Here is a 22,690-nt window from a genome sequence, read left to right as displayed (position 1 = left end):
AAAAGGTTGACTGATTTGGGAATCGTTGGTATTATAAGTATCATAAAACAGTGAACAATGTCGAATAATGACGTTTTTGGAACATTGAGAGGAGTAACGATTGTTATGATGAAATCAACAGGAATTGTAAGAAAAGTAGACGAACTTGGACGGGTTGTTATTCCTATTGAATTACGCCGTACACTTGGCATTGGCGAAAAGGACGCACTGGAAATTTACGTTGATGGCGAACGGATTATGCTTAAAAAGTATGAGCCTGCCTGCATTTTCTGTGGCAACGCTGAGAACGTAACTTACTTTAAAGGAAAAATAGTTTGTCATGAATGCATTTCTTCCATCCCTACCCCTGTGACAAACTAAATTAAATAGTATATAATAGAACTAATCAAATTGTTAATTCTAACCTTTTCATATCTCCTTGACCTCCCGTGACCGCGGGAGGTATTTTTTATGTCTGGGTTTGCCCTCCCTAAGGGCAATGTACTTCAAGACGGAACCAGTAATACTTAGTTGTATTTCTTACAGTTATTTTAAATGATTTTTACCATTAAACGAATTAATTGTATTTTGTACACTTATATTCCCTATATCTCCGTGAAATCAATCATTTCCACCTTTATAACTGTATGAAGTACAACTAAACGAACAAATACATAAAAAAATTCAAAAATAACTGTACAAAGTACATTTAACCCACAGATAAATCATTCAAGCTCGGGCCGTTTCCAAGAATCCTTAGTTATTCTAAGAGTTCGTCTACAACACTTACTCTTCTGCTCTATCAAGCAACGCATTATAAATATCCCGTTTGGCTACACCCCGGTCTGATGCCGCTTTTTTCATAGCCTCTTTACGTGGCACATCCTGTGCTTCGTAATGAGCTACATGTTCTTCAATGCTTAACTGACGCCACCACGCCGATTCTGCGATTTCTGCATCTTCCTTGCTCTCCCCTTCTACGACAATAACATATTCGCCTAGCGGAGGATGTTCAGCAAGCCAAAGTGTACATTCCTCAATCGAACCGCGTAGAAACTCCTCATATCTTTTCGTTAATTCACGTGCCAACACAATCTGGCGATTGCCGAATGCTTCTTGAAGATGAGCAAGTGTCTTAACTACGCGATGGGGAGATTCGTAGAACAACAAAGTTCCTTGAGCCGAACGAAGTGGACTTAATACTGCTCGGATGTCCTTACGCTCTCGGGGAAGAAAGCCGATAAAAGTGAACGTATTCGTAGATAGACCAGAAGCGATCAAAGCTGACAACGCTGCGTTAGCTCCAGGGATAGGAATCACCGGAATTCCATGACTTATAGCAAGGGCTACAAGATCCGCTCCAGGGTCAGAAATCGCTGGTAAACCGGCATCGCTGACGAGTGCCAAATTTTTTCCTTCTATTATATAGCGTACAAGCTCAGGTCCACTGGCGGCCTTATTATGCTCATGATAACTAAACAACATCGAAGGTGAAATCTCAAAGTGGCTGAGTAATTTCCGGGTCTGTCTCGTATCTTCCGCGGCAATAATATCACATTCCTGTAAAGTGCGGACTGCACGATAGGTCATATCCTCCAGATTACCGATAGGTGTAGCCACCAGAAAAAGCGACCCTGTTGTCTCCTGAGTACTGGTATTAGTCTTATTTTGAAAACTGCTTTGGCATGATATCGTCATGATTTACCCTCTTTAGCACCATAGTAGATGTCCATAATCTCTGGACAGTATTGATTGTCCTCATTATATACGATGAGCGGTGGTTGTAAACGAACCTCAGGCTTTCCATCACGTGCAGCTTCGATTAATACCATATTAGCCTCTAGATGGGCACGTGGATGTACAAACCGAATAATCTTTGGCTCGAGTCTATATTGTCTCATAAGACTGATAATATCAACCAACCGTTGTGGTTTATGAACCATACTTACCTTTCCGCCCGTCCGAACCAATCGCACACAAGCCTGAATAACCTCCTCCAGAGTACAGCCTATCTCATGACGAGCCATAGCCTGATGGTTGTTCAGCTTCAGATCACTGCCATTAAGCGGCATATAAGGAGGGTTCACCGTTATTGCATCATACACACCATGTCCTGCGGTAGTATATAACTCGCGTAAATCACCTTCATGAATTACAACCTGATCCTGAAGGCCATTGAGAGCCACACTACGACGAGCCATATCAGCTAAACGAGGTTGTATTTCAATACCTTCTATAGAAGCTTTTGTCCGGGTAGTCATTAAAATCGGTATTACACCATTTCCCGTACAAAGATCTAGAACTCTTCCACGTGGCGGAACACTGGCGAAACGAGCAAGCAATACAGCATCCATAGAAAAGCTAAATACTTCATCACTTTGAATAATGCGCAGGTCATGCGTTAGTAAATCATCCACCCGCTCCGTCGGTAACAAGGGGACAGATATATCATTAAAAGAATTCGTCATGTAATAATCTCCTAAAGGTTTTGTTGAAAAAAACTTGCTTCAAATGCATATGTCTATTGGCCAAAATTCAAAAAAAACCGTAGGATTAATCTCCTACGGCTGGATATCCTCATTTATTAAGAAAAGAAAGACAGAACAGACAGTCACCTTCCGTGCGTAAATGTCCAAAATAAACATTACAGATGTGAAAGCCTTCGTGGTAAAGTCGAGCCAAGTTGTCATAACCTTCCCCGACAACCTCTTCTGTTCCCTCTCCGGTAGCTAAAAGAGCTTCCGCCTCCGCAGAATCTACGGTAGGATCCAAAGGTGCATCCCGCTTTAAAATTTTGCGAAGCTGTTCATTCTCCAGAGTTAACCTCTGGTTAGCTTCCATCAGTTCTTTTACCGTCTGTTTCCATTCTCCAAGATTGGCGCGCATCGTTTCCATCTGCGCTTCCATATCCTGCATGTGTGCAAATATATTTTTCTTCTCCAAGTTTCCACCCCGAAAGTAACCTTATATGGTTTACTTGACGACAACATCATCCATTGGAAGTTCCTTAACTTTGCCCACTTCAAACAACTGTACATGAACCGTACGGTTTCCGGCATTGATTCCTACTACTTTGCCATCCCCCAATGAGGTCACGACAATCTTGCCGACCGCTGGCATTTCTTCCTTTACACTCTCATAATTGTCATGCTCAAATTTCAAACAACACATCAGACGTCCACAAAGTCCGGAAATCTTGGTCGGATTAAGTGAAAGGTTCTGATCCTTGGCCATTTTTATGGATACGGGTTCAAAATCCCCTAACCAAGAGGAGCAACAAAGCACTCGTCCACAAGGTCCAAGTCCACCTAGCATCTTTGCTTCATCACGTACCCCAATTTGCCGAAGCTCAATGCGGGTCCGAAAAATACTTGCCAGATCCTTAACCAATTCTCTAAAATCAACGCGTCCTTCGGCCGTAAAGTAAAATATAATCTTATTACGGTCAAAAGTAAACTCTACATCTACGAGCTTCATTTTGAGACCGTGGTCGCGTATTTTATTTAAACAGGTGGTAAAAGCCTCCTTAGCGGCGCTTTTGTTCTCCTCAACTACGCGTGCGTCGGTTTCTCCGGCAATACGCATCACTTTTTTGAGGGGTAGTACAACATCGGACTCCTCCACCTCTTTTTTGCCTACGACAACCTTACCGTATTCCACCCCACGTGCTGTCTCAACAATAACACATTGATCTCGTTCAATCGGAAAATCAAGTGGATCAAAATAATATATTTTACCCGCTTTTTTAAAACGGACACCTACTACGCTGTACAAAAATTAACCCCCTTGTTTGCCGGTAAAAGGAACCTATGGGCATGTCCGCTCCCTGATGATCCATGCTTGTCCTTCCTCGTCTGTTAAAACGATACTTCCAGGTAAAGCGACATCCGGAGGATATATCATTGCTAATCCTTTAACTTTCCAGTCGGATTAAGAACTGCTCCAGACACAACTGGGCATTGGCATTGGAACGCAGCTTCTTAGTACTTTCTGCTGCATATCCCATATAAGCCACCCATTGTTCCGCACTGCGCCCACGGGCATGCCTGGAAATAAAGTCTAACTGATCTATAAAAACGATACTTTCATGCTTGCGGTACAGGAAGTAGAGCATATCTTTAAACCATAGATGGAACATGCTGAAAAGGATATCCAAATGTTCAGCGAGCCCAGTCTTGAACAGCTTCTGCCCGGCAGTTGCTACCGTGGAGCTGCCCTTGCTTAAGGACTCCTTAGCTAATTGTAACACTAGATTTCTCATTTCTGCAAACCAATTCTGTTCCAAAAGTTCCCTGCAACCATCAAGTCCCGAACTGAGTGATACTGCACATCGAGCTAAGGGGATCGGCACACCCTCACTTGCTAGCGCTTGAAGCATAATATCCGGATTTAACGGACTAAATGGAATCCGCTGAGTCCGTGACTGAATCGTCGGCAATAAAGAACGACTATTATCAGATATTAGGATTCCTACTGCCGGAGCTGGCGGTTCTTCCAGAAACTTCAACAAACTATTGGCAGCTTGTACCGTCATTTTGTCTGCCCCATCTATAATATAAACCTTTGGATTCACACCCTCAGATCGATAGGAAAAGACACGCTGCAGCTCACGGATCTGATCTATTTTTATGCTTGCACCGTCGGGCTGCAGCAATGACAAATCAGGATGGTTTCCATGCTCAACCTTTCGGCACTCTAGACATTCGCCACAGGCGTCATCCTTGCTTTCAGTGCAAAAAATTGCTTGGGCAAACATCAGCGCCGTCTTCATTTGTCCACTGCCTGCTGGTCCTGTAAATAAATAAGCATGGCTCACAGCGTCCTTGCGCAAGGCATTTTGGAGTAGCCGTTTAGCATGCTCCTGGCCTACTATATCATGAAAAGGCATAATTTCCTCCCAAAACTTTAAAAAGAAAGGTTGATTAACAACCCGCGAATTTCTCCAACACGTCCCAACAGATCTATTCGGCCCTGCTCACTATTCAGCAGATCGTCTGCCATAGATAGCAAAGCCGCATCAATTTCCTCAAGCAGCTTGTAACGCTTGCCCCGCCCACGTCTATCCCATCCACGTGTCTCTTTCAGTATAACGCCTCTACGAGCGGTTTCTTCCAGAAACCTTTTGATCATCATCCGGTAAATGGTGAGTTCACGAATGGTCATAGACTTAGATAAACGGTCGCCTTGTGACTGTATTTCTTTGATCTGGCGGTTTAGTTCATCTTTGGTTTTCTGTTCACCTTGCTGCTGAAAAACGTCAGAGAACGATTTCTGCTGAACAGGCTTATTAGCCCCTTCTGCATTTGGAAGCTCACTCTTTAAGGGCCTATATCCCGGATTGATCTTCAAAGGTTATCTACCGCCCCTTTTTTGTAAATGACTTGCTCATTTATATTATACTTAATAATGTTCGAAACGATCTACAGGAAGCACGAATACAGTAGCGCCACCGACCTGTACTTCAACAGGGAGCGGTAAATAGGAATCCGTCGTGCCACTCATCGGAGTTACTGGAGTGACTAGTTGTTCACGCACTTTACAGCTGTTACGGATAACGTTTAGTACAGCTTCGATCTGACTGTCTTCTACCCCAATCATAAATGTCGTATTTCCCGCCCGCAGAAATCCACCTGTACTTGCGAGTTTGGTAGCACGGAAATTGGCTTTTACTAGCTCACTGGATAACCGGTTACTGTCTTTATCCTGGATAATTGCAATGATCAACTTCATCTTCGCATTCCCTCCCAAAAAAGTTTTATGGAGTATTACTACTTAATGTGTTCTTAGTAGTAACCTCACTTCATAAGCAAACGCTTAGTTATATGCCACTTCTCTTATTATATTAGACAAAACACCCTAAAAACCCTTTAATACTCTCTCTTCAAGAGTTCTCACGATATCTTGTTCTACCAGATGAATAGGGCGGTTTGCATCAAGAACTACTATTCTCTCCGGATTCGCCTTAATTAATAAATGATATCCTTCACGAACCTTCTGATGAAAGGCAAGACTCTCCATATCCAGACGATTGACTTCGCGATCTTGATTGGCCGCAATCCGTGATAATCCAATCTCAGGTTCTACATCCAGATAAAAGGTTAGATCGGGCATGCGATTTCCAATAGCAAAGCGGTTAATACTCCACACCTCTTCCATACCTAATCCTCTTGCATGTCCTTGATAAACGAGACTACTGTCTACAAAGCGGTCACAGAGGACTGTAAGCCCTTCTCTAAGAGCCGGCTCTACTACTTCAGCGAGATGTTGGCTTCTTGATGCAGCGTACAGCAATGCCTCTGTACGTGCATCCATTGCAGTATGGGTAGGATCCAGAATAATAGAGCGAATTTTTTCGGCGATTTCTATGCCTCCAGGTTCACGTGTAATTCGATAGGGCATGGACCGATTCTGCAAATATGCTGCTACTCTGCCCAGTACCGTTGTTTTTCCGGAGCCTTCGCCCCCTTCTAATGTTATGAAGAAACCTTCTTTGCCCACTTATACTTCTCCGCCCTTCTGAATGTTGTATACCTTAATACGCTGCAAGACCGGATCAGCACAAGCCTGGAACTTCGCGCCTCCATAAGCTAAACCAGTCAGTCTTTGCTGTATCTGATCTGTGATGACCTCACCCGGATATAATAATGGAATGCCTGGTGGATAGGGAATTACCATTTCTGCAGCTACTCTCCCCACGCTGTGTTCAAGATTAATACTTTCTACCTCATTGACTGATACCGGCTTCAAAGAGAAGGGAACAGGTGCTGAGATTTGTAAAACATTCAAATTGTTCCACGTGGAAATATTTCGAGATTCTGAAATGGCAGCGGTGTGCGGTGATTCGGATGTATCCTCCGACTCTATTTCCCGCAGCGCCTGCAATAACCTTGCTGCATCTTCAGCCTTCGAACCGAGGCTGAACAGCAGCACTACGTGCCGGTCGTCACTCATCTCCGGCACACAGCCCTTAGCTTCGAGCCTGCGCTGCAGCTCGAAACCGCCTAGGACCCCGGTGGCGTCATAAATGACGACTTTGAAGGGGTCCTGCATCTCGTACGCCGCCTTATGCAGCGGCGTACCGTCGTGCAGCTGCTCTGCCGGCTGCACCAATCCATAGCGCGGCAGCTCGGCAAGGCCGCGCCGCAGGACATCCACGGCGGCCAGCCCCGCCGTGAAAGCATCGCTGCCCCGGCTGTGCAGCAGCCGCCGGGCAAGATCAAGCGACGCCATCATAGGATATGATGGGCTGGAGCTCTGCACCATGGCGAGCCGCTGCGAGAGCAGGGCGCGGTCGAGCCGCTGCCCTTGAACATGCAGCATAGCGCCCATGGTCATTGCTGTGAGCATCTTGTGCGTGGACTGCACTACGCCATCCGCGCCACAAGCAAGCGCCCCGACAGGCAGTGCCGGATGCTGCCCGTAATGCGCCCCATGCGCTTCATCGACAAGCAGCGGTACTCCGCTGTCGTGGCAGATACGCGCGAGGGGCGCGAGGTCACTGCCCATGCCGTAGTAATTGGGCATGGTGACAAATACAGCGGCGGCTTCAGGATAGGCTGCAAGTGCAGCCTCAACAGCTTCTGCCGCCGGCGCTACTGCCAAGCCGCTGAGTGGATCAATCAGCGGCTCGACGAAAACAGCCCGCACTCCAGCTAACATAAGACCATGAATCACTGATTTATGCACATTTCGTTGAAGGATCAGAATCATTCCAGGCTCGGGGCAAGCCGTTAGAATCAGCGCCAAGTTGCCCGCCGTACTTCCGCCAACTAGAAAAAAGCTCTCCTCTGCTCCAAAGCAATCAGCAGCCAACTCCTGTGCTTCCTTAATGACTCCCTCAGGATGATGAAGATCATCCGTGCCGGTAATCTCCGTAACATCGTACTTCATAACCTCATCTAGATACCCAGCGCCTTCTACGCCGTCATATGCCGCTCCATTTTTATGTCCCGGCACATGATAAGATATATTACCCACAATTCTATATTGCTCCAGCATTTCGTATACAGGCGCCCTACATCGTTGTAATTTATTCATATTAAATTCCTTCCCATAGGGTTCCTTCTATTTTAACGTAAATATTCAAAAACTCCTATGTTTCCTCATAAAAGCATCTGACTGAACAGCAAAACGGCTCCCCCCGCTTAAACAACGAGGAAGCCGTATATGAATATCTCTAATGCAGCCCTTATATCTTTCATCCAGACCGCTCTCTTATCCGCATCAATTAACAGAGTTACTCTACTTACTTAAGCGTTCTTTTGCAATCCGATCTTCTTCATCTGGCCAATAAAAAAACGGTACTTAGCATCTTCTGCCTCGGTACGGATCATTTCTGCCTCACAATCCTCACAAATAAAATGCGAGACAATCACAATACCTTCTTCTTTTTCCTGTCCACAAATGATACAAGCTTGCCCGGTTTGCTGTTCCATAACCATCCCACCTTGACTCTTTTAAGAACAGTATGATACACCTTCTATCATTTTAAACCTTTTCATAGTTTTTTCATATCCTTCGTTTCGTGTATTATATATATTCCGCTGCCCCCATATCGGTGAATATTCGCCCATAGTTTAATAAAATGCTTTCATTCGCCGATATTAAGAACATATGAATCTGTGAGGAGGTTAGTCTATTTTATATGGAATCCAACACCAAAGGCGCTGCTACATTCTATCAATATAAATTAATCAAAAAAATTAATCTAACGGCACCTCTGCTGCGTGTTTATATTTTGCTCCCTTTTTTGGTCCTTGTGCTCGAGACAGTCTTTCTTTCTTGGTGGAGTATTCTCTACTTAATTATAGCTGCTCCGGTTATGTTCTGGGTTCAATATGTTATTTCACGCTCAGTACTTCTAATCTCCGGGCATCCTATTTCAAAAAGATGGTCCATCTCATTTAAAATCCCGTGGCTTGGCTTCATGCCAGATCAACACATTAGTTACCGCATTTTCCGTAAAGTACAGTTACATAATTTTTATATTGGTCTTTGTATTGCAGCTCTCTTTATTTTTTGGTCACCACCGGCATTTACAGTATCCCTGATTATTTGCCACTTGTGGCTTTTACTACCCCGTCTCTATACACTGTTCAAAATAAATCAACGCAACAAGGAAGGCATGCTGAAGTTTAATCCAACCGATGCCTCCTATTACTCTCAATAGAGTACGGTTAACCTGTATTCGCATATAAATAAATCGCCATCCATAAAGGACGGCGATTATTTATTTTGTCTTAAGACCTTTAATTAAGGCCTTCTTTTCTTTAGGAATCATAACTATAAAATAATCATCATGTACTGTTAAATGAACCGTTACTCCATCCTTCTGAAAAACACCAGATGAATCGGTATTCTCCTCTTCCTGTTCAACCCATCCCCAGGCCTTAATAGTATCCATATACTCCTCTGGGATACCATTCTTCTCCTTTAATCCAGGTAAAGAATAACGTACATAATCCATAGCAACGTTTGTCGTAGTCTGGTCTGGTGAGTACGCCTCTTGGGGTACAGGGAAATTCTTCTCGTTTAGCGCACCCTCAAAAGCATCCCAGCTGGGCGCTTTCGTACCGCAGCCTGCCAGTATTAAAGCTACTATACACGAAAAAATTAATATCTTAATAATTCTTGTTTGTTTCATGCCTTAAATCCTCCTTACCTCCACAATGCATCTAAAGACACAAGAAAATTCAAAGTTAGAATTTATGAGTAGTTCCTTCGTATTAGAGATGTTGCTTATTATTTGCACTTATCTATTATACTTGTATCGACCTCAGCGTCGGTAACAAAAATGTCACTCAATTACAGCCCCTTCAGATGTTGTACTCCCCTTCAGATGTTGTACTCCCCTTCAGATGTTGTACTCCCCTTCAAATATCACTCTTGTCCAAAAAAAACAAAAAAGCCACTGCTGATAAATCAACAATGGCTTAATGTGCTTGGCAACGTCCTACTCTCCCAGGACCCTTCGGTCCAAGTACCATCGGCGCTGGAGGGCTTAACGGTCGTGTTCGGGATGGGTACGCGTGGAACCCCTCCGCTATCGCCACCAAACATGCGTCTGTGAAACAGACGCTGCCGCGTGAAATTCGGTTCATCACCAGAAGTGACAATGAATTTCTAAGCGTGTTACAGGCTTAATCGCCTGAAAACTGAATCCGAAACGAATCTGCATTCTAAGTATAGGATAAGCCCTCGACCGATTAGTATTGGTCAGCTCCATGCATTGCTGCACTTCCACCTCCAACCTATCTACCTCGTCGTCTTCAAGGGGTCTTACTAATTGGGAAATCTCATCTTGAGGGGGGCTTCACGCTTAGATGCTTTCAGCGCTTATCCCGTCCGTACGTAGCTACCCAGCCATGCTCCTGGCGGAACAACTGGTGCACCAGCGGTACGTCCATCCCGGTCCTCTCGTACTAAGGACAGCTCCTCTCAAATTTCCTGCGCCCACGACAGATAGGGACCGAACTGTCTCACGACGTTCTGAACCCAGCTCGCGTACCGCTTTAATGGGCGAACAGCCCAACCCTTGGGACCTACTTCAGCCCCAGGATGCGATGAGCCGACATCGAGGTGCCAAACCTCCCCGTCGATGTGGACTCTTGGGGGAGATAAGCCTGTTATCCCCAGGGTAGCTTTTATCCGTTGAGCGATGGCCCTTCCATGCGGTACCACCGGATCACTAAGTCCGACTTTCGTCCCTGCTCGACTTGTAGGTCTCGCAGTCAAGCTCCCTTATGCCTTTGCACTCTGCGAATGATTTCCAACCATTCTGAGGGAACCTTGGAACGCCTCCGTTACTCTTTAGGAGGCGACCGCCCCAGTCAAACTGCCCGCCTGACACGGTCCCCGTACCCGGTAAGGGTACTAGGTTAGAACCTAGATACGATCAGGGTGGTATCCCAACGGCGCCTCCACCGAAGCTTGCGCTCCGATTTCTACGGCTCCCACCTATCCTGTACAGATCGTACCCAAATTCAATATCAAGCTGCAGTAAAGCTCCATGGGGTCTTTCCGTCTTGTCGCGGGTAACCTGCATCTTCACAGGTATTAAAATTTCACCGGATCTCTCGTTGAGACAGCGCCCAAGTCGTTACGCCATTCGTGCGGGTCAGAATTTACCTGACAAGGAATTTCGCTACCTTAGGACCGTTATAGTTACGGCCGCCGTTTACTGGGGCTTCGGTTCATAGCTTCGGGTTACCCCTAACCACTCCCCTTAACCTTCCAGCACCGGGCAGGCGTCAGCCCGTATACTTCGCCTTGCGGCTTCGCACAGACCTGTGTTTTTGCTAAACAGTCGCTTGGGCCTTTTCACTGCGGCCCCCTCGTGCTATTCACACTACCGGGGCACCCCTTCTCCCGAAGTTACGGGGTCATTTTGCCGAGTTCCTTAACGAGAGTTCTTCCGCGCGCCTTAGAATTCTCTTCTCGCCTACCTGTGTCGGTTTGCGGTACGGGCACCTTCTCCTGGCTAGAGGCTTTTCTTGGCAGTGTGAGATCATGACCTTCGCTACTATAATTTTCGCTCCCCATCACAGCCCAGCCTTAATGATGTGCGGATTTGCCTACACATCAGCCTCACTGCTTAGACGGACATCCATCAGTCCGCGTCACTACCCTCCTGCGTCACCCCATCGCTCATAGCGGATTACGGTGGTACAGTAATTTCAAACTGTTGTCCTTCGACTACGCCTTTCGGCCTCGCCTTAGGTCCCGACTTACCCTGAGCGGACGAGCCTTCCTCAGGAAACCTTGGGCTTTCGGCGGATCAGATTCTCACTGATCTTTTCGTTACTCATACCGGCATTCTCACTTGTGTAGTGTCCAGCGCTCTTTTCAGTACACCTTCAACCCCTACACAACGCTCCCCTACCCCAGATACATAGTATCTAGCCATAGCTTCGGTGGTGTGTTTAGCCCCGTTACATTTTCGGCGCAGAGTCACTCGACCAGTGAGCTATTACGCACTCTTTCAATGGTGGCTGCTTCTAAGCCAACATCCTGGTTGTCTGTGCAACTCCACATCCTTTCCCACTTAACACACACTTGGGGACCTTAGCTGATGGTCTGGGCTGTTTCCCTTTTGACAATGGATCTTAGCACTCACTGTCTGACTCCCGGCAATAAGTATATGGCATTCGGAGTTTGACTGAGCTTGGTAATCCTTGCGGACCCCGCACCCAATCAGTGCTCTACCTCCACTACTCTTATACCGAGGCTAGCCCTAAAGCTATTTCGGGGAGAACCAGCTATCTCCGAGTTCGATTGGAATTTCTCCGCTACCCCCACCTCATCCCCGCACTTTTCAACGTACGTGGGTTCGGGCCTCCAGTGCGTGTTACCGCACCTTCACCCTGGACAGGGGTAGATCACACGGTTTCGGGTCTACGTCCACATACTCATTCGCCCTATTCAGACTCGCTTTCGCTGCGGCTCCACCTTCTCGGCTTAACCTTGCATGTTAAACGTAACTCGCCGGTTCATTCTACAAAAGGCACGCCATCACCCATAGATCGGGCTCTGACTTTTTGTAAGCACACGGTTTCAGGTTCTATTTCACTCCCCTTCCGGGGTGCTTTTCACCTTTCCCTCACGGTACTGTTTCACTATCGGTCGCCAGGTAGTATTTAGCCTTAGCAGATGGTCCTGCTGGATTCATACGGGGTTTCACGTGCCCCGCACTACTCGGGATCCGTCTCGGAGAGAATACAGTTTAGGTTACAGGGCTTTTACCTCTATCGCGGGCCTTTCCAGACCTCTTCACCTACCATATTCCTTTGTAACTCCATGTGAGACGTCCCACAACCCCTAAGAGCAAGCTCTTAGGTTTAGGCTGTTCCGCGTTCGCTCGCCGCTACTGACGGAATCACTATTGTTTTCTCTTCCTCAGGGTACTTAGATGTTTCAGTTCCCCTGGTCTGCCTCTACACACCCTATGTATTCAGGTATGAGTAACTGCGAATTACCACAGCTGGGTTTCCCCATTCGGACACCCCCGGATCAAAGCTTGCTTACAGCTCCCCGAGGCAGTTTCGTTGTTCGCCACGTCCTTCGTCGGCTCCTGGCGCCTAGGCATCCTCCGTGTGCTCTTATTAGCTTAACCTTGATTTTTCCGCAGGAAAATATCATACGATGACATTCTCTTTTGGAATCATCTCACTAATAACATTTACTTGTTTGCACAAGTTGCTAAAAGATGTTCTAAAACGCAAATTCATTTCGGTATCCAGTTTTCAAGGATCAAGTCTTACTTGAGAGCTTAAACTCTCAAAACTGAGCAACGAGTGAGTAACAGGCCTAAACCTGAGTTTTGGAAGCTGAGCTTCCGATTTGAATGTCTTCATTGCAGAAGACGATTCTCCATAGAAAGGAGGTGATCCAGCCGCACCTTCCGATACGGCTACCTTGTTACGACTTCACCCCAATCATCTACCCCACCTTCGGCGGCTGGCTCCCTTGCGGGTTACCCCACCGACTTCGGGTGTTGTAAACTCTCGTGGTGTGACGGGCGGTGTGTACAAGACCCGGGAACGTATTCACCGCGGCATGCTGATCCGCGATTACTAGCAATTCCGACTTCATGCAGGCGAGTTGCAGCCTGCAATCCGAACTGAGACCGGCTTTGATGGGATTGGCTCCACCTCGCGGCTTCGCTTCCCGTTGTACCGGCCATTGTAGTACGTGTGTAGCCCAGGTCATAAGGGGCATGATGATTTGACGTCATCCCCACCTTCCTCCGGTTTGTCACCGGCAGTCACTCTAGAGTGCCCAGCATTACCTGCTGGCAACTAAAGTTAAGGGTTGCGCTCGTTGCGGGACTTAACCCAACATCTCACGACACGAGCTGACGACAACCATGCACCACCTGTCTCCTCTGTCCCGAAGGCCGCTGCTATCTCTAGCAGATTCAGAGGGATGTCAAGACCTGGTAAGGTTCTTCGCGTTGCTTCGAATTAAACCACATACTCCACTGCTTGTGCGGGTCCCCGTCAATTCCTTTGAGTTTCAGTCTTGCGACCGTACTCCCCAGGCGGAGTGCTTACTGTGTTAACTTCGGCACCAAGGGTATCGAAACCCCTAACACCTAGCACTCATCGTTTACGGCGTGGACTACCAGGGTATCTAATCCTGTTTGCTCCCCACGCTTTCGCGCCTCAGCGTCAGTTACAGCCCAGAAAGTCGCCTTCGCCACTGGTGTTCCTCCACATATCTACGCATTTCACCGCTACACGTGGAATTCCACTTTCCTCTTCTGTACTCAAGCCACCCAGTTTCCAGTGCGACCTCAGGTTGAGCCCAAGGTTTAAACACCAGACTTAAATAGCCGCCTGCGCGCGCTTTACGCCCAATAATTCCGGACAACGCTTGCCCCCTACGTATTACCGCGGCTGCTGGCACGTAGTTAGCCGGGGCTTTCTTCTCAGGTACCGTCACTCCGATAGCAGTTACTCTACCGGACGTTCTTCCCTGGCAACAGAGCTTTACGATCCGAAAACCTTCATCACTCACGCGGCGTTGCTCCGTCAGGCTTTCGCCCATTGCGGAAGATTCCCTACTGCTGCCTCCCGTAGGAGTCTGGGCCGTGTCTCAGTCCCAGTGTGGCCGTTCACCCTCTCAGGTCGGCTACGCATCGTCGCCTTGGTGGGCCGTTACCCCACCAACTAGCTAATGCGCCGCAGGCCCATCCCTCAGTGACAGATTGCTCCGTCTTTCATTCTTCTCTCAGGAGAAAAAAGAAATTATCCGGTATTAGCTACCGTTTCCGGTAGTTATCCCAGTCTGAAGGGCAGGTTGCCTACGTGTTACTCACCCGTCCGCCGCTAAGTTACTTTGAAAGCAAGCTTTCAAAGTAACTCCGCTCGACTTGCATGTATTAGGCACGCCGCCAGCGTTCGTCCTGAGCCAGGATCAAACTCTCCAATTAGTATTGAAAAGAGCGATATGCTCATTTTGAAACATCTGACGAGAAAATTAATTCTCTAATTTTGGATATCACTTGCGTGATTTCCTACTCACTCGTTGTTCAGTTTTCAAAGATCAAGTTCTCGTTGGCGCCGTTTAATGTCTCAGCAGCAACTCTTATACTATATCATGTTCGGCTATTTAATGTCAAGCTCTTTTTTTAACTTCATTTTCGAGCTCGGCATGTGTATTTCTTGGCCGGACTTAGAATATATCATGTATAGAGATTCATTGCAAGAGTTTTTTTATATAAAATCAAAAGCATAAAACATCATCTATGTATTATCGTATTATAATAACTACCTCCACTTATCATCTAATTATCTAGAAAGTAAAAAACAACTGCAGAAGACAACAGTTGTTTTTTTAGAAGAAGCTTAGACGATTCTAGATTAATTCCGCTTCCTTCGCTCCAGTAATTACGTCAACGATATTGTTTCGAAGGGCATCTGCATCGTGCGCTTCGTATGGATCCACTTTGAAAACAACAGCATCTGCAATAAAGCCTTCTGCAATTTGCCCCAGCTCGTTACCACTCCCCAGAATATCAGCAGCACTTTTAGTCGCAGCCTGCCACGCTTCTCTCCGAGTTAAGCCATAATCAATCAATGTATCCAGTTCTTGAAGGTTATAGCCATGTAGTGCAGGTGTGGCATAATCTGTACCGAATCCAATACGAACGCCTTCTCTTTTTGCATAATGAATGGCCTTGGAATGACATTCGGCAGCGCGGGCAGCTCGGTCGCAAATGATCGGGTTTAACGCTAGAACGCCTTTTGGGTCTGCAGCAATACGATAAATTGATGTGGTGGGCACAAACGCTACCCCCGAGTTAGCAAGTCTTCCTGCCTGATCCTCAGTTAAAAACATCCCATGCTCTATTGATTCCACGCCGGCCTGGATGGACCAGTCTATCGTCACTCCACCCCAGGTATGAACCAGTACCTTCTTATCATGGGCATGTGCATTACGAACAATGAACGCGAACTCTTCTTCGGAAAAGATCGGGTCAACGACTTTCTCGGTAGGTGCTCCAAGCCCGCCTGTGGCCATGATTTTTATCCAACCCGCTCCTGTAGCAAAGATTTCCGCCATTCGTTGTTCTAAATGCTTGAGACCACGGGCATCTGCTGCTCCAATCATATCGCTACTGGTCTGCACTCTTAATGGATGCTGATATTGCTGAACAAGATGCTGCACTGTGCTCGGCAGAATCCCACCTGCATCACGGGCAGTCGTTACACCCGTCCTAAGAGTAGCTTCAAAAGCTTGTTCCTGCATAATTTCGATCTGGTTGGCATCGCGCTTCAATTGATCAGAGTGGTCAAAATCTGTCCAAGCTAAATGCGTATGAAGATCAATAATACCCGGACTTAGCCACAGATCTGTTCCTGCAAGATTTGACTCCACTTGATGCGGCTCCGCTTCAGTAATGGATGAAAAACGACCATCCTTTATCACGACATCAAAACGTCTGCCTTCGATACCTGCTATAAAAATATCATTGAACGTTTGCAGCTCTGGATGCTTAAGGATCATCTTCATTCCCCCCATGCCAGCCGAACAGCTGCTAATGCCTGAACAGGGTCTTGTTTCAACAGTTCGGCAAGCGTGGATATAGCCTTCTCCACACTTTGCCGCTCAGCATTCGTTCCAAAATGGTTGATCCGCAGAAGATGGCCAAATAATTCTCCGTCTCCGGGAGCCACAATGCCTATAGGCTGCTCAATCCGCAACTCTTGCTTTTCAGAAATCCGCACCGTTGTAGTCAGCGTAGAATAATGTCTGCTGTCCTTTTGCCAAGGCTCAAGCCCCAAGGATTTAATACCAGCTACAGCAGCTGCTGCGGCTCGCTCATGGCGTTTGATTACTTGATCCAATCCTTCTTCTTCAATTCGTGTCAAAGCTTGAATCAAGGCTCTAGCCTCCAGCGTAGGAATGTTTGGGGCAACCCGCAGTGGCGCGGCGTCTCCCAGTGATGGTTTCAGATCCAGCAAGGATAAAATAGAATTGCGTGGAGCATTTTCATTCGACTCAAGAAATTCCCAGCCACGTGGAGAAATACTTACGGCACTAACACCGTTGGGTCCAGCTAAGGCTTTTTGCGCACCTATAACTGCAAAATCAACGGACCATTCATCCACCAGCAGGGCCTCTCCCCCAACCGCAGATACGGAGTCCGACACAGTAATAAGATTGAACTCTTTTGCAATTTTAAATATTTCTTTAGCAGGATTAGAGCCTCCAGTAACCACTTCAGCTTGAACAAAAGAAAGGGCACAGGGTTTAAACTCCTTAATCGCGGAAGCAACTTGGTCGCTAGTGACCACTTCATCAAAAGGAACCTTTACTTCAACAACCGTTGCTCCACCCCGCTCAAGCCATTTTCCAAATAAACTTCCATAGGGACCTGTTACTATATTTACAATGGTTCGACCAGGTGCAGCTATTCCGGTGGCTACCGCCTCGATTCCAAGGATTGCCTCAGCCGGGATGATAACTGGAGGGTGCTCAGTAAACAAAACTTTGGAAATTAAATGTGTTAGCTTATTGTACTCAGCCAGTGAAAGTGGCACGTATCCTTTATGTTCTCGGTTCATAAGAAAACCTCCTGATGTACTTTATTTTGGCATTTTCGGAACCGCTGACAACAGCTCATAACTGTATTCATGTTTAGGACGGATGAAGAATTGGTCCCGCGGACTCTGCTCCACGAGCTTTCCTTGCCGCATAACTGCTACCGTATCACTAATTGCATTGATTACACCTAGATCATGAGAAATAAAAAGCATGGTGAGATTAAGCTCAGCCTTCAGCGTATTAAACAGTTCGAGCACACTAAGCTGCACAGATACATCCAACGCACTTGTAGGTTCATCCGCGATCAGGATGTTTGGCTCAACACTTAATGCACGAGCGATCGCTATCCGTTGACGCTGGCCGCCGGAAAATTCATGTGGGAATTTGTCTAAGACCTTCTGTTCTAAATGAACTTGATTCAAAAGCTCTTTGCATCTTTGTTCAACACCTGTACGCCCCACTATTTTATGAAACAATAAGGGCTCGGAAAGAATTTGCCTAATCGAATGTTTAGGATTTAGCGAAGCATCTGGATTTTGGAATATCATCTGGATTGTTTTGTGCTGCTCACGGCTTCTTTTCTTTTTTAATTCTTGGGTACCCAACAGAATCTGCCCCTCATTTGGGGCAATCAGTCCAGCAATTACTCGCGCCAGCGTAGATTTCCCTGATCCGGATTCTCCAACAAGCCCAAGGGTGGTGTGCTGCTCAAGATTCAGATTGATGCGATCCAGTGCAGTAAAGCCGCCATAATGAACAGTTAAATCTTTTATTTGCAAGGCTAATTCCATGAGTCTCTACTCCCTTCAAGCTCTGGCAAAGGAAGCACCGAATCAATCAGCATCTGTGTGTAAGGGTCTTTCGGATTTTGCAAAATATCAAGGGTATTGCCCTGCTCAACAATCTGTCCCTGTTTCATTACACATAGCCGTGAACACAAGTTTGCTGCAATCGCTAGGTTATGCGTAACAAATACCATGGCAAAACTGAGCTCATGCTGGAGGCTCGTGATCGTCTCAATAATTTGCCGTTGAACCGTGACGTCCAGCGCCGTTGTCGGTTCATCACAGAGAAGTATGCCTGGCTTGCACGCCAGTGCCAGAGCGATGACTACCCGTTGACACTGACCGCCTGACAGCTGACTCGGATACCGGTCCTTTTTCTTCAATGAATCGGGGAGACCAAGCCTTTCAAGCAGTTCCAGTGCAATTACCCGCGAGGTCTTACGGCTTACTCTCTGTCTGTAATACACAACTTCAGCCAGTTGTTTGACAACCGTACAGAGCGGATCAAGCGCACCTCTTGGATCTTGAAATACCATTGCACTGCTTACGGCACTTTTAATGGTGCCACCAGTCTGTTCAACACCATTTGGAAGCAAGCCTAAAATTGCACGCAGTGTAAGTGATTTTCCTGATCCCGATTCACCTACTAATCCCAGACTCTCCCCTTTACCCAGCGAAAAACTAACATTATTGACCAATCTCTCATTTGACTTAGCTGCCAGCGATAGCGCCTCTATTTCTAAAATGGGTTGTATAGACATCATTTTTTCCTCCATATGTCTGCCAAACCATCACCTAGGAGCGACAAAGCTATCCCCGTATACACCACTGCAAATCCCGGCACGGCCGAGAGCCACCAAGCTGTAGTGATGAAGGGCTGTCCATCTGAAATCATTGTCCCCCAGTCAGGAGTTGGCGGTGTAATGCCGATACCAAGATACCCGAGCGTAACAATGGCAACAAGCAATCCAATCATATCTGTCATAAGGACGACCACGGCTTGCGGAAGTACATTAGGCAGGAGATGACGTAAAATAATTTTCACTCCAGGTAGCCCTAAGGTTTGAGCGGATGCCACCCATTCCTGATTGCGAAAAGAAGCACTAAGACCTCTGACGACACGGGCAAAGACAATCCATCCTACAAAGATAAAAGTAATATAAATGCCTCGTTCTCCTGCTCCACTAGCAAAAGCAACGATAATAACGATCAGATAAAAAGGAAAGGCGATGAATGTATCTGACAACAGCGTAATAACTGTATCGATCCATTTGCCGTAATATCCTGCCAGCATTCCTAGAAATACACCTGTGCAAAAGGGAATGATTTCTGCCAAGACCATGATTTTCAAATCAGTCCTCGCTGCGTAGATCAGTCTAGTAAACAAATCACGCCCTAACTGATCAGTTCCCAACCAATGTTCGGCTGACGGAGGCTGTAAAAAGGCACTCAAATTTTGCTCAGAGGGGCCATAAGGACTTATATAAGGTATAAACACAGTCAAGAGAATAAGAGCTGCAAACATAATAATTCCCACTAGAAGTGAAGGGGTATTCCATATTCGCTTTAAGCCGCTTGTTATCTTACCGTCTTCATACAATCGCGAGTCTAGTCTTATAGTTTTCATTGTTTTCCTTTCGTTCTGGGATCGAGCCACCAGGAAATGATTTCAATCAAGAGACTGATGATCACAACAGATAGCGCACAGTAAAGTGCTATTCCTTGAATAACCGGAAAGTCCCGTTTCGAAATTGAAGTGAACAATAAGCTGCCAATTCCCTTAATTCCAAATACCTGCTCAACGACCAAGGTGCCTCCGATTAAATAAGAAATATTCACACCCAGCAGCATTAGCGTAGGAAGAGCAGAGTTGCGCAGCACATGTTTAAATAAAATAACCCTGTTTGGTATGCCCGCAGCCTTAAGGGTGACTACAAAATCCGATTCTAACACTTCAAGCATCTGCGCTCTTAATGAACGAACAAGCGTAGGAACCTGTGAAAAAGCAACAGTGATTGCTGGAAGTGCAAGACTATGCAAGGTTCCGACCCACCCTTCACTTACTCCCCCAACAGGGAACCAGCCAAGCCGGACACTAAAGAGCAAAATTAAAAGTAAGCCAACCCAGAAGATTGGCATACCTAGAGTAATTGTAGGAAAAATACGTATCAAATGGTCCAGCAGTTTATCCTTATGCGTAGCGGCTACCGTAGCGAGCAGAAGAGATACAAAAATCGCCAACACACAAGCCATCACGATGAGCAGCAAAGTAACAGGGGCCCGTTGTGTAATCAACTCTCTTGTTGATGTCCCCATAATAATGGAGTTTCCAGTATCTCCTCGAGTAAACAGCGTCTTCACAAATCGGATGAATTGCTCCCATAAAGGGAGGTCCAGCCCAAGAGTATGATGCATACTCTTGAGCGCCTCAGGGGTGCTGTATTCTCCCAAAATCATTTTTGCTGGATCTCCCGGCACGATTCTAATGATGAAAAAGACTGCTATCATTACACAGAAGATCACTGCCAATGCTTTTATAAGAGATATCACAAGCCAGTTATAAGAACCCTTGCTTTCTTTCGGTTGATTTAACGCCTGCTTAAGATTCATCATTGGCTGATGCGGACATCTTCGAAACGGGCACTGCCGTTCGGTAGAACAACGAGACCGTCAACTGAAGAACGAATACCTTTTAAAACATCTGGATAGTAAAGCGGAATATACGGAACTTCATCAGCAAGGGTCTGCAGCAGCTTAGTATAGATTTGTGCACGTTCATCGCCATCCGCAGTTTTTTGTCCCTCATATAGAAGCTTCGTAACTTCATTATTTGTATAATGCGTCCAATATGATTTGCTGAAGCCTTCCGGATCAGTTTGGAAAGCAATAATTGAGTTCGCTTCAGGGGAATCCGCCTGACCGCTGTTCAGCATTGCCGCAAAATCATATGCGAAGAAACGTTCACGGAAAGTGGCAAGTTCAATCGATTCAATCTCAATCTTAATCCCGATCGTTTGACCCGCTGCCTGAATAATTTGTGCCTCTTGAGCTCTTGTGCTATTACCGGATGCTACAAGTAATTTGGTAGTGAAGCCATTAGGGAAGGCAGATTTTGCAAGCTCCTCCTTGGCTTCTTCGATATTAAAGTTCAGTGCTTTGATTGTATCATTTGCGTTATAAGGAATCGTTGTTGGCAGCAATGAGTTTGCTGTTTGTGCATAACCAAAGGTTAGCGCCTTGGTCAAGCCCTCACGATCAAGCGCCAGCGCCAGAGCGCGACGGACATGCACATCAGAAAAATGTTCATCCAACGTATTAAAGAACAATTGCTCTGTCACCCAACTACCGTTAGTAACTACTTTAGTGTCAGCCCCAGCTTTAATCTCATTGGCATTTTGCAGAGCCAAAGATTCAATAGCATTAACTTCTCCAGCCTTCAGCTGGTTAATCGCTTGGCTGTCATCTTCAATCAGCTTATAAACAAGCTTATCAATATAGGGTTTACCTTCTTGCCAGTAGAATGTATTCTTAGTGAAGGTCAGATCACCTGCAGTGTCCCATGTTTCAACAACAAAAGGTCCCGTACCGATTGGTTTCTTGAAGAATTCTTCTTCGGATACTCCACCGAAATTGTTAGGAAGGATACCATTTGAGAAATTAGATAGCTCCGAGATAAATGGTGTATAAGGCTCTCTAAGTGTAATAACAAGCGTTTTGTTATCTTGCGCTTTGATTGTGTCGACCTTTGCAGATATTGCCAGCGGGCCGCCTACCTTCAAGTGCCGCTCAAGAGAGAATACAGCATCTTCTGCAGTCACATCCGTACCATTGGAAAACTTCAAACCATCACGAAGCTTGAATGTATACGTCAGACCATCTTCACTGATAGTATGTGACTTAGCAAGCCAATCTACAATTTCACCTTCGCTGTCAAAAGCGACTAATGATTCAAAGACTTTGTCGATTGCAAAAGCATTGTTGGACGTAATCTGATTATGCAAATCCAGCGAAGTTACAGAAGCAGGTCGTCCATAGACGAAAGTCCCTCCCGTTGCAGGTTCTGCAGTTTGAGGACTTTGAGTTGCCGGACTCGCACTTTCCTGTGCCTCTTTATTTGAATCAGCCTTATTATTAGACCCCGAGCACCCTGCAATTAACATCAATAGCAAAACTGCTATTGCCCCCAACAGAATCGGTTTCTTAATAGATACACTAAAGTATGACATAATTTGCTCCCCCTATAATTCTTATATGTTTAGTATGAATTGTATTATGGGTTAAACACTGTAGTCTGTCAAACATAATTTAATTTGCAACAATCCTAAAGTAAATATACATAACAAAAAGACCACTGTCGATTACTCAACAGTGGTCTT

20 protein-coding genes and 3 rRNA genes are annotated in these 22,690 nt (G+C 46.1%); 2 read left to right on the top strand and 21 right to left on the bottom strand.

Annotated elements, in window-relative coordinates:
• The first annotated feature begins 105 nt into the window (after nt 1–105).
• Nucleotides 106–360, top strand: coding sequence for an AbrB/MazE/SpoVT family DNA-binding domain-containing protein (locus tag NSS82_RS00445; protein ID WP_036678829.1), 255 nt, complete (start codon nt 106–108; stop codon nt 358–360).
• A gap of 405 nt (nt 361–765) precedes the next feature.
• Here NSS82_RS00445 and rsmI read toward each other — a convergent pair whose 3' ends face one another.
• The 10 genes from rsmI to NSS82_RS00395 form a co-directional block, all read right to left on the bottom strand.
• Entirely contained in the window at nt 766–1,677 is a 912-nt protein-coding gene (rsmI, locus tag NSS82_RS00440; RefSeq protein ID WP_038568004.1) for a 16S rRNA (cytidine(1402)-2'-O)-methyltransferase, read from the bottom strand.
• Nucleotides 1,674–2,447: a tRNA1(Val) (adenine(37)-N6)-methyltransferase gene (locus NSS82_RS00435; protein WP_036678833.1), complete on the bottom strand. Its 774-nt coding sequence runs from the start codon at nt 2,445–2,447 to the stop codon at nt 1,674–1,676. Before NSS82_RS00435 ends, rsmI begins: the two co-directional genes overlap by 4 nt.
• 109 nt (nt 2,448–2,556) lie before the next feature.
• Entirely contained in the window at nt 2,557–2,922 is a 366-nt protein-coding gene (gene yabA, locus NSS82_RS00430; protein ID WP_036678835.1) for a DNA replication initiation control protein YabA, read from the bottom strand.
• Between the two features lie 30 nt (nt 2,923–2,952).
• Nucleotides 2,953–3,753 (bottom strand): PSP1 domain-containing protein, encoded by an 801-nt coding sequence (locus NSS82_RS00425; RefSeq protein ID WP_036678838.1) that lies wholly within the window; start codon nt 3,751–3,753, stop codon nt 2,953–2,955.
• A gap of 139 nt (nt 3,754–3,892) precedes the next feature.
• On the bottom strand, nt 3,893–4,867 hold the full coding sequence (holB, locus tag NSS82_RS00420) for a DNA polymerase III subunit delta' (RefSeq protein ID WP_076099912.1): 975 nt from the start codon (nt 4,865–4,867) through the stop codon (nt 3,893–3,895).
• Nucleotides 4,868–4,884: 17 nt separating this feature from the next.
• Entirely contained in the window at nt 4,885–5,328 is a 444-nt protein-coding gene (locus NSS82_RS00415; RefSeq protein ID WP_036678842.1) for a YaaR family protein, read from the bottom strand.
• 51 nt (nt 5,329–5,379) lie between these two features.
• On the bottom strand, nt 5,380–5,709 hold the full coding sequence (locus tag NSS82_RS00410; RefSeq protein WP_036678844.1) for a cyclic-di-AMP receptor: 330 nt from the start codon (nt 5,707–5,709) through the stop codon (nt 5,380–5,382).
• A 126-nt stretch (nt 5,710–5,835) separates the two neighbouring features.
• A complete protein-coding gene (gene tmk, locus NSS82_RS00405; RefSeq protein WP_076273192.1) occupies nt 5,836–6,477 on the bottom strand; it encodes a dTMP kinase in 642 nt (213 codons plus the stop codon).
• Nucleotides 6,478–8,016: an aminotransferase class I/II-fold pyridoxal phosphate-dependent enzyme gene (locus NSS82_RS00400; RefSeq protein ID WP_076273193.1), complete on the bottom strand. Its 1,539-nt coding sequence runs from the start codon at nt 8,014–8,016 to the stop codon at nt 6,478–6,480.
• Between the two features lie 212 nt (nt 8,017–8,228).
• Nucleotides 8,229–8,414, bottom strand: coding sequence for a sigma factor G inhibitor Gin (locus NSS82_RS00395; RefSeq protein WP_036678851.1), 186 nt, complete (start codon nt 8,412–8,414; stop codon nt 8,229–8,231).
• Between the two features lie 209 nt (nt 8,415–8,623).
• On the opposite strand from NSS82_RS00395, the gene NSS82_RS00390 reads away from it, so the two are divergent.
• The gene (locus tag NSS82_RS00390; RefSeq protein WP_036678854.1) at nt 8,624–9,148 is read left to right on the top strand and encodes a hypothetical protein; all 525 of its coding nucleotides are present in this window, start codon (nt 8,624–8,626) and stop codon (nt 9,146–9,148) included.
• A 60-nt stretch (nt 9,149–9,208) separates the two neighbouring features.
• Here the strand turns inward: NSS82_RS00390 and NSS82_RS00385 are convergent, their stop codons facing one another.
• The 11 genes from NSS82_RS00385 to NSS82_RS00335 all read right to left on the bottom strand — a co-directional run bounded on the left by NSS82_RS00385 (nt 9,209) and on the right by NSS82_RS00335 (nt 22,540).
• Complete coding sequence (locus NSS82_RS00385) at nt 9,209–9,622, bottom strand: hypothetical protein (protein WP_036678856.1); 414 nt, start codon at nt 9,620–9,622, stop codon at nt 9,209–9,211.
• A gap of 296 nt (nt 9,623–9,918) precedes the next feature.
• A 5S ribosomal RNA gene (rrf, locus tag NSS82_RS00380) occupies nt 9,919–10,035 on the bottom strand.
• A 129-nt stretch (nt 10,036–10,164) separates the two neighbouring features.
• Nucleotides 10,165–13,090, bottom strand: a 23S ribosomal RNA gene (locus NSS82_RS00375).
• A 263-nt stretch (nt 13,091–13,353) separates the two neighbouring features.
• Nucleotides 13,354–14,911, bottom strand: a 16S ribosomal RNA gene (locus tag NSS82_RS00370).
• Together the 16S, 23S and 5S rRNA genes form the textbook arrangement of a ribosomal RNA operon.
• Nucleotides 14,912–15,336: 425 nt before the next feature.
• Nucleotides 15,337–16,488: an amidohydrolase family protein gene (locus tag NSS82_RS00365; RefSeq protein ID WP_076273897.1), complete on the bottom strand. Its 1,152-nt coding sequence runs from the start codon at nt 16,486–16,488 to the stop codon at nt 15,337–15,339.
• Nucleotides 16,489–16,490: 2 nt separating this feature from the next.
• Nucleotides 16,491–17,549: a pyridoxal-phosphate-dependent aminotransferase family protein gene (locus NSS82_RS00360; RefSeq protein WP_076273896.1), complete on the bottom strand. Its 1,059-nt coding sequence runs from the start codon at nt 17,547–17,549 to the stop codon at nt 16,491–16,493.
• A gap of 21 nt (nt 17,550–17,570) precedes the next feature.
• Nucleotides 17,571–18,320: an ABC transporter ATP-binding protein gene (locus tag NSS82_RS00355; protein WP_076101048.1), complete on the bottom strand. Its 750-nt coding sequence runs from the start codon at nt 18,318–18,320 to the stop codon at nt 17,571–17,573.
• On the bottom strand, nt 18,311–19,078 hold the full coding sequence (locus NSS82_RS00350) for an ABC transporter ATP-binding protein (protein ID WP_256717659.1): 768 nt from the start codon (nt 19,076–19,078) through the stop codon (nt 18,311–18,313). The genes NSS82_RS00355 and NSS82_RS00350 overlap by 10 nt, the downstream gene beginning before the upstream one ends.
• Complete coding sequence (locus NSS82_RS00345) at nt 19,075–19,941, bottom strand: ABC transporter permease (RefSeq protein WP_143761395.1); 867 nt, start codon at nt 19,939–19,941, stop codon at nt 19,075–19,077. Before NSS82_RS00345 ends, NSS82_RS00350 begins: the two co-directional genes overlap by 4 nt.
• Complete coding sequence (locus NSS82_RS00340; RefSeq protein WP_076273893.1) at nt 19,938–20,927, bottom strand: ABC transporter permease; 990 nt, start codon at nt 20,925–20,927, stop codon at nt 19,938–19,940. The genes NSS82_RS00345 and NSS82_RS00340 overlap by 4 nt, the downstream gene beginning before the upstream one ends.
• Nucleotides 20,924–22,540: an ABC transporter substrate-binding protein gene (locus NSS82_RS00335; protein WP_076273892.1), complete on the bottom strand. Its 1,617-nt coding sequence runs from the start codon at nt 22,538–22,540 to the stop codon at nt 20,924–20,926. The genes NSS82_RS00340 and NSS82_RS00335 overlap by 4 nt, the downstream gene beginning before the upstream one ends.
• Nucleotides 22,541–22,690: the final 150 nt, after the last annotated feature.

Origin of the sequence: Paenibacillus sp. FSL H7-0735 (assembly GCF_038008505.1) — a bacterium.
Lineage (GTDB): Bacteria > Bacillota > Bacilli > Paenibacillales > Paenibacillaceae > Paenibacillus_AQ > Paenibacillus_AQ odorifer.
The sequence above is the reverse complement of the archived record's forward strand: the minus strand, read 5'-3'. Positions and strand labels throughout refer to the sequence as shown.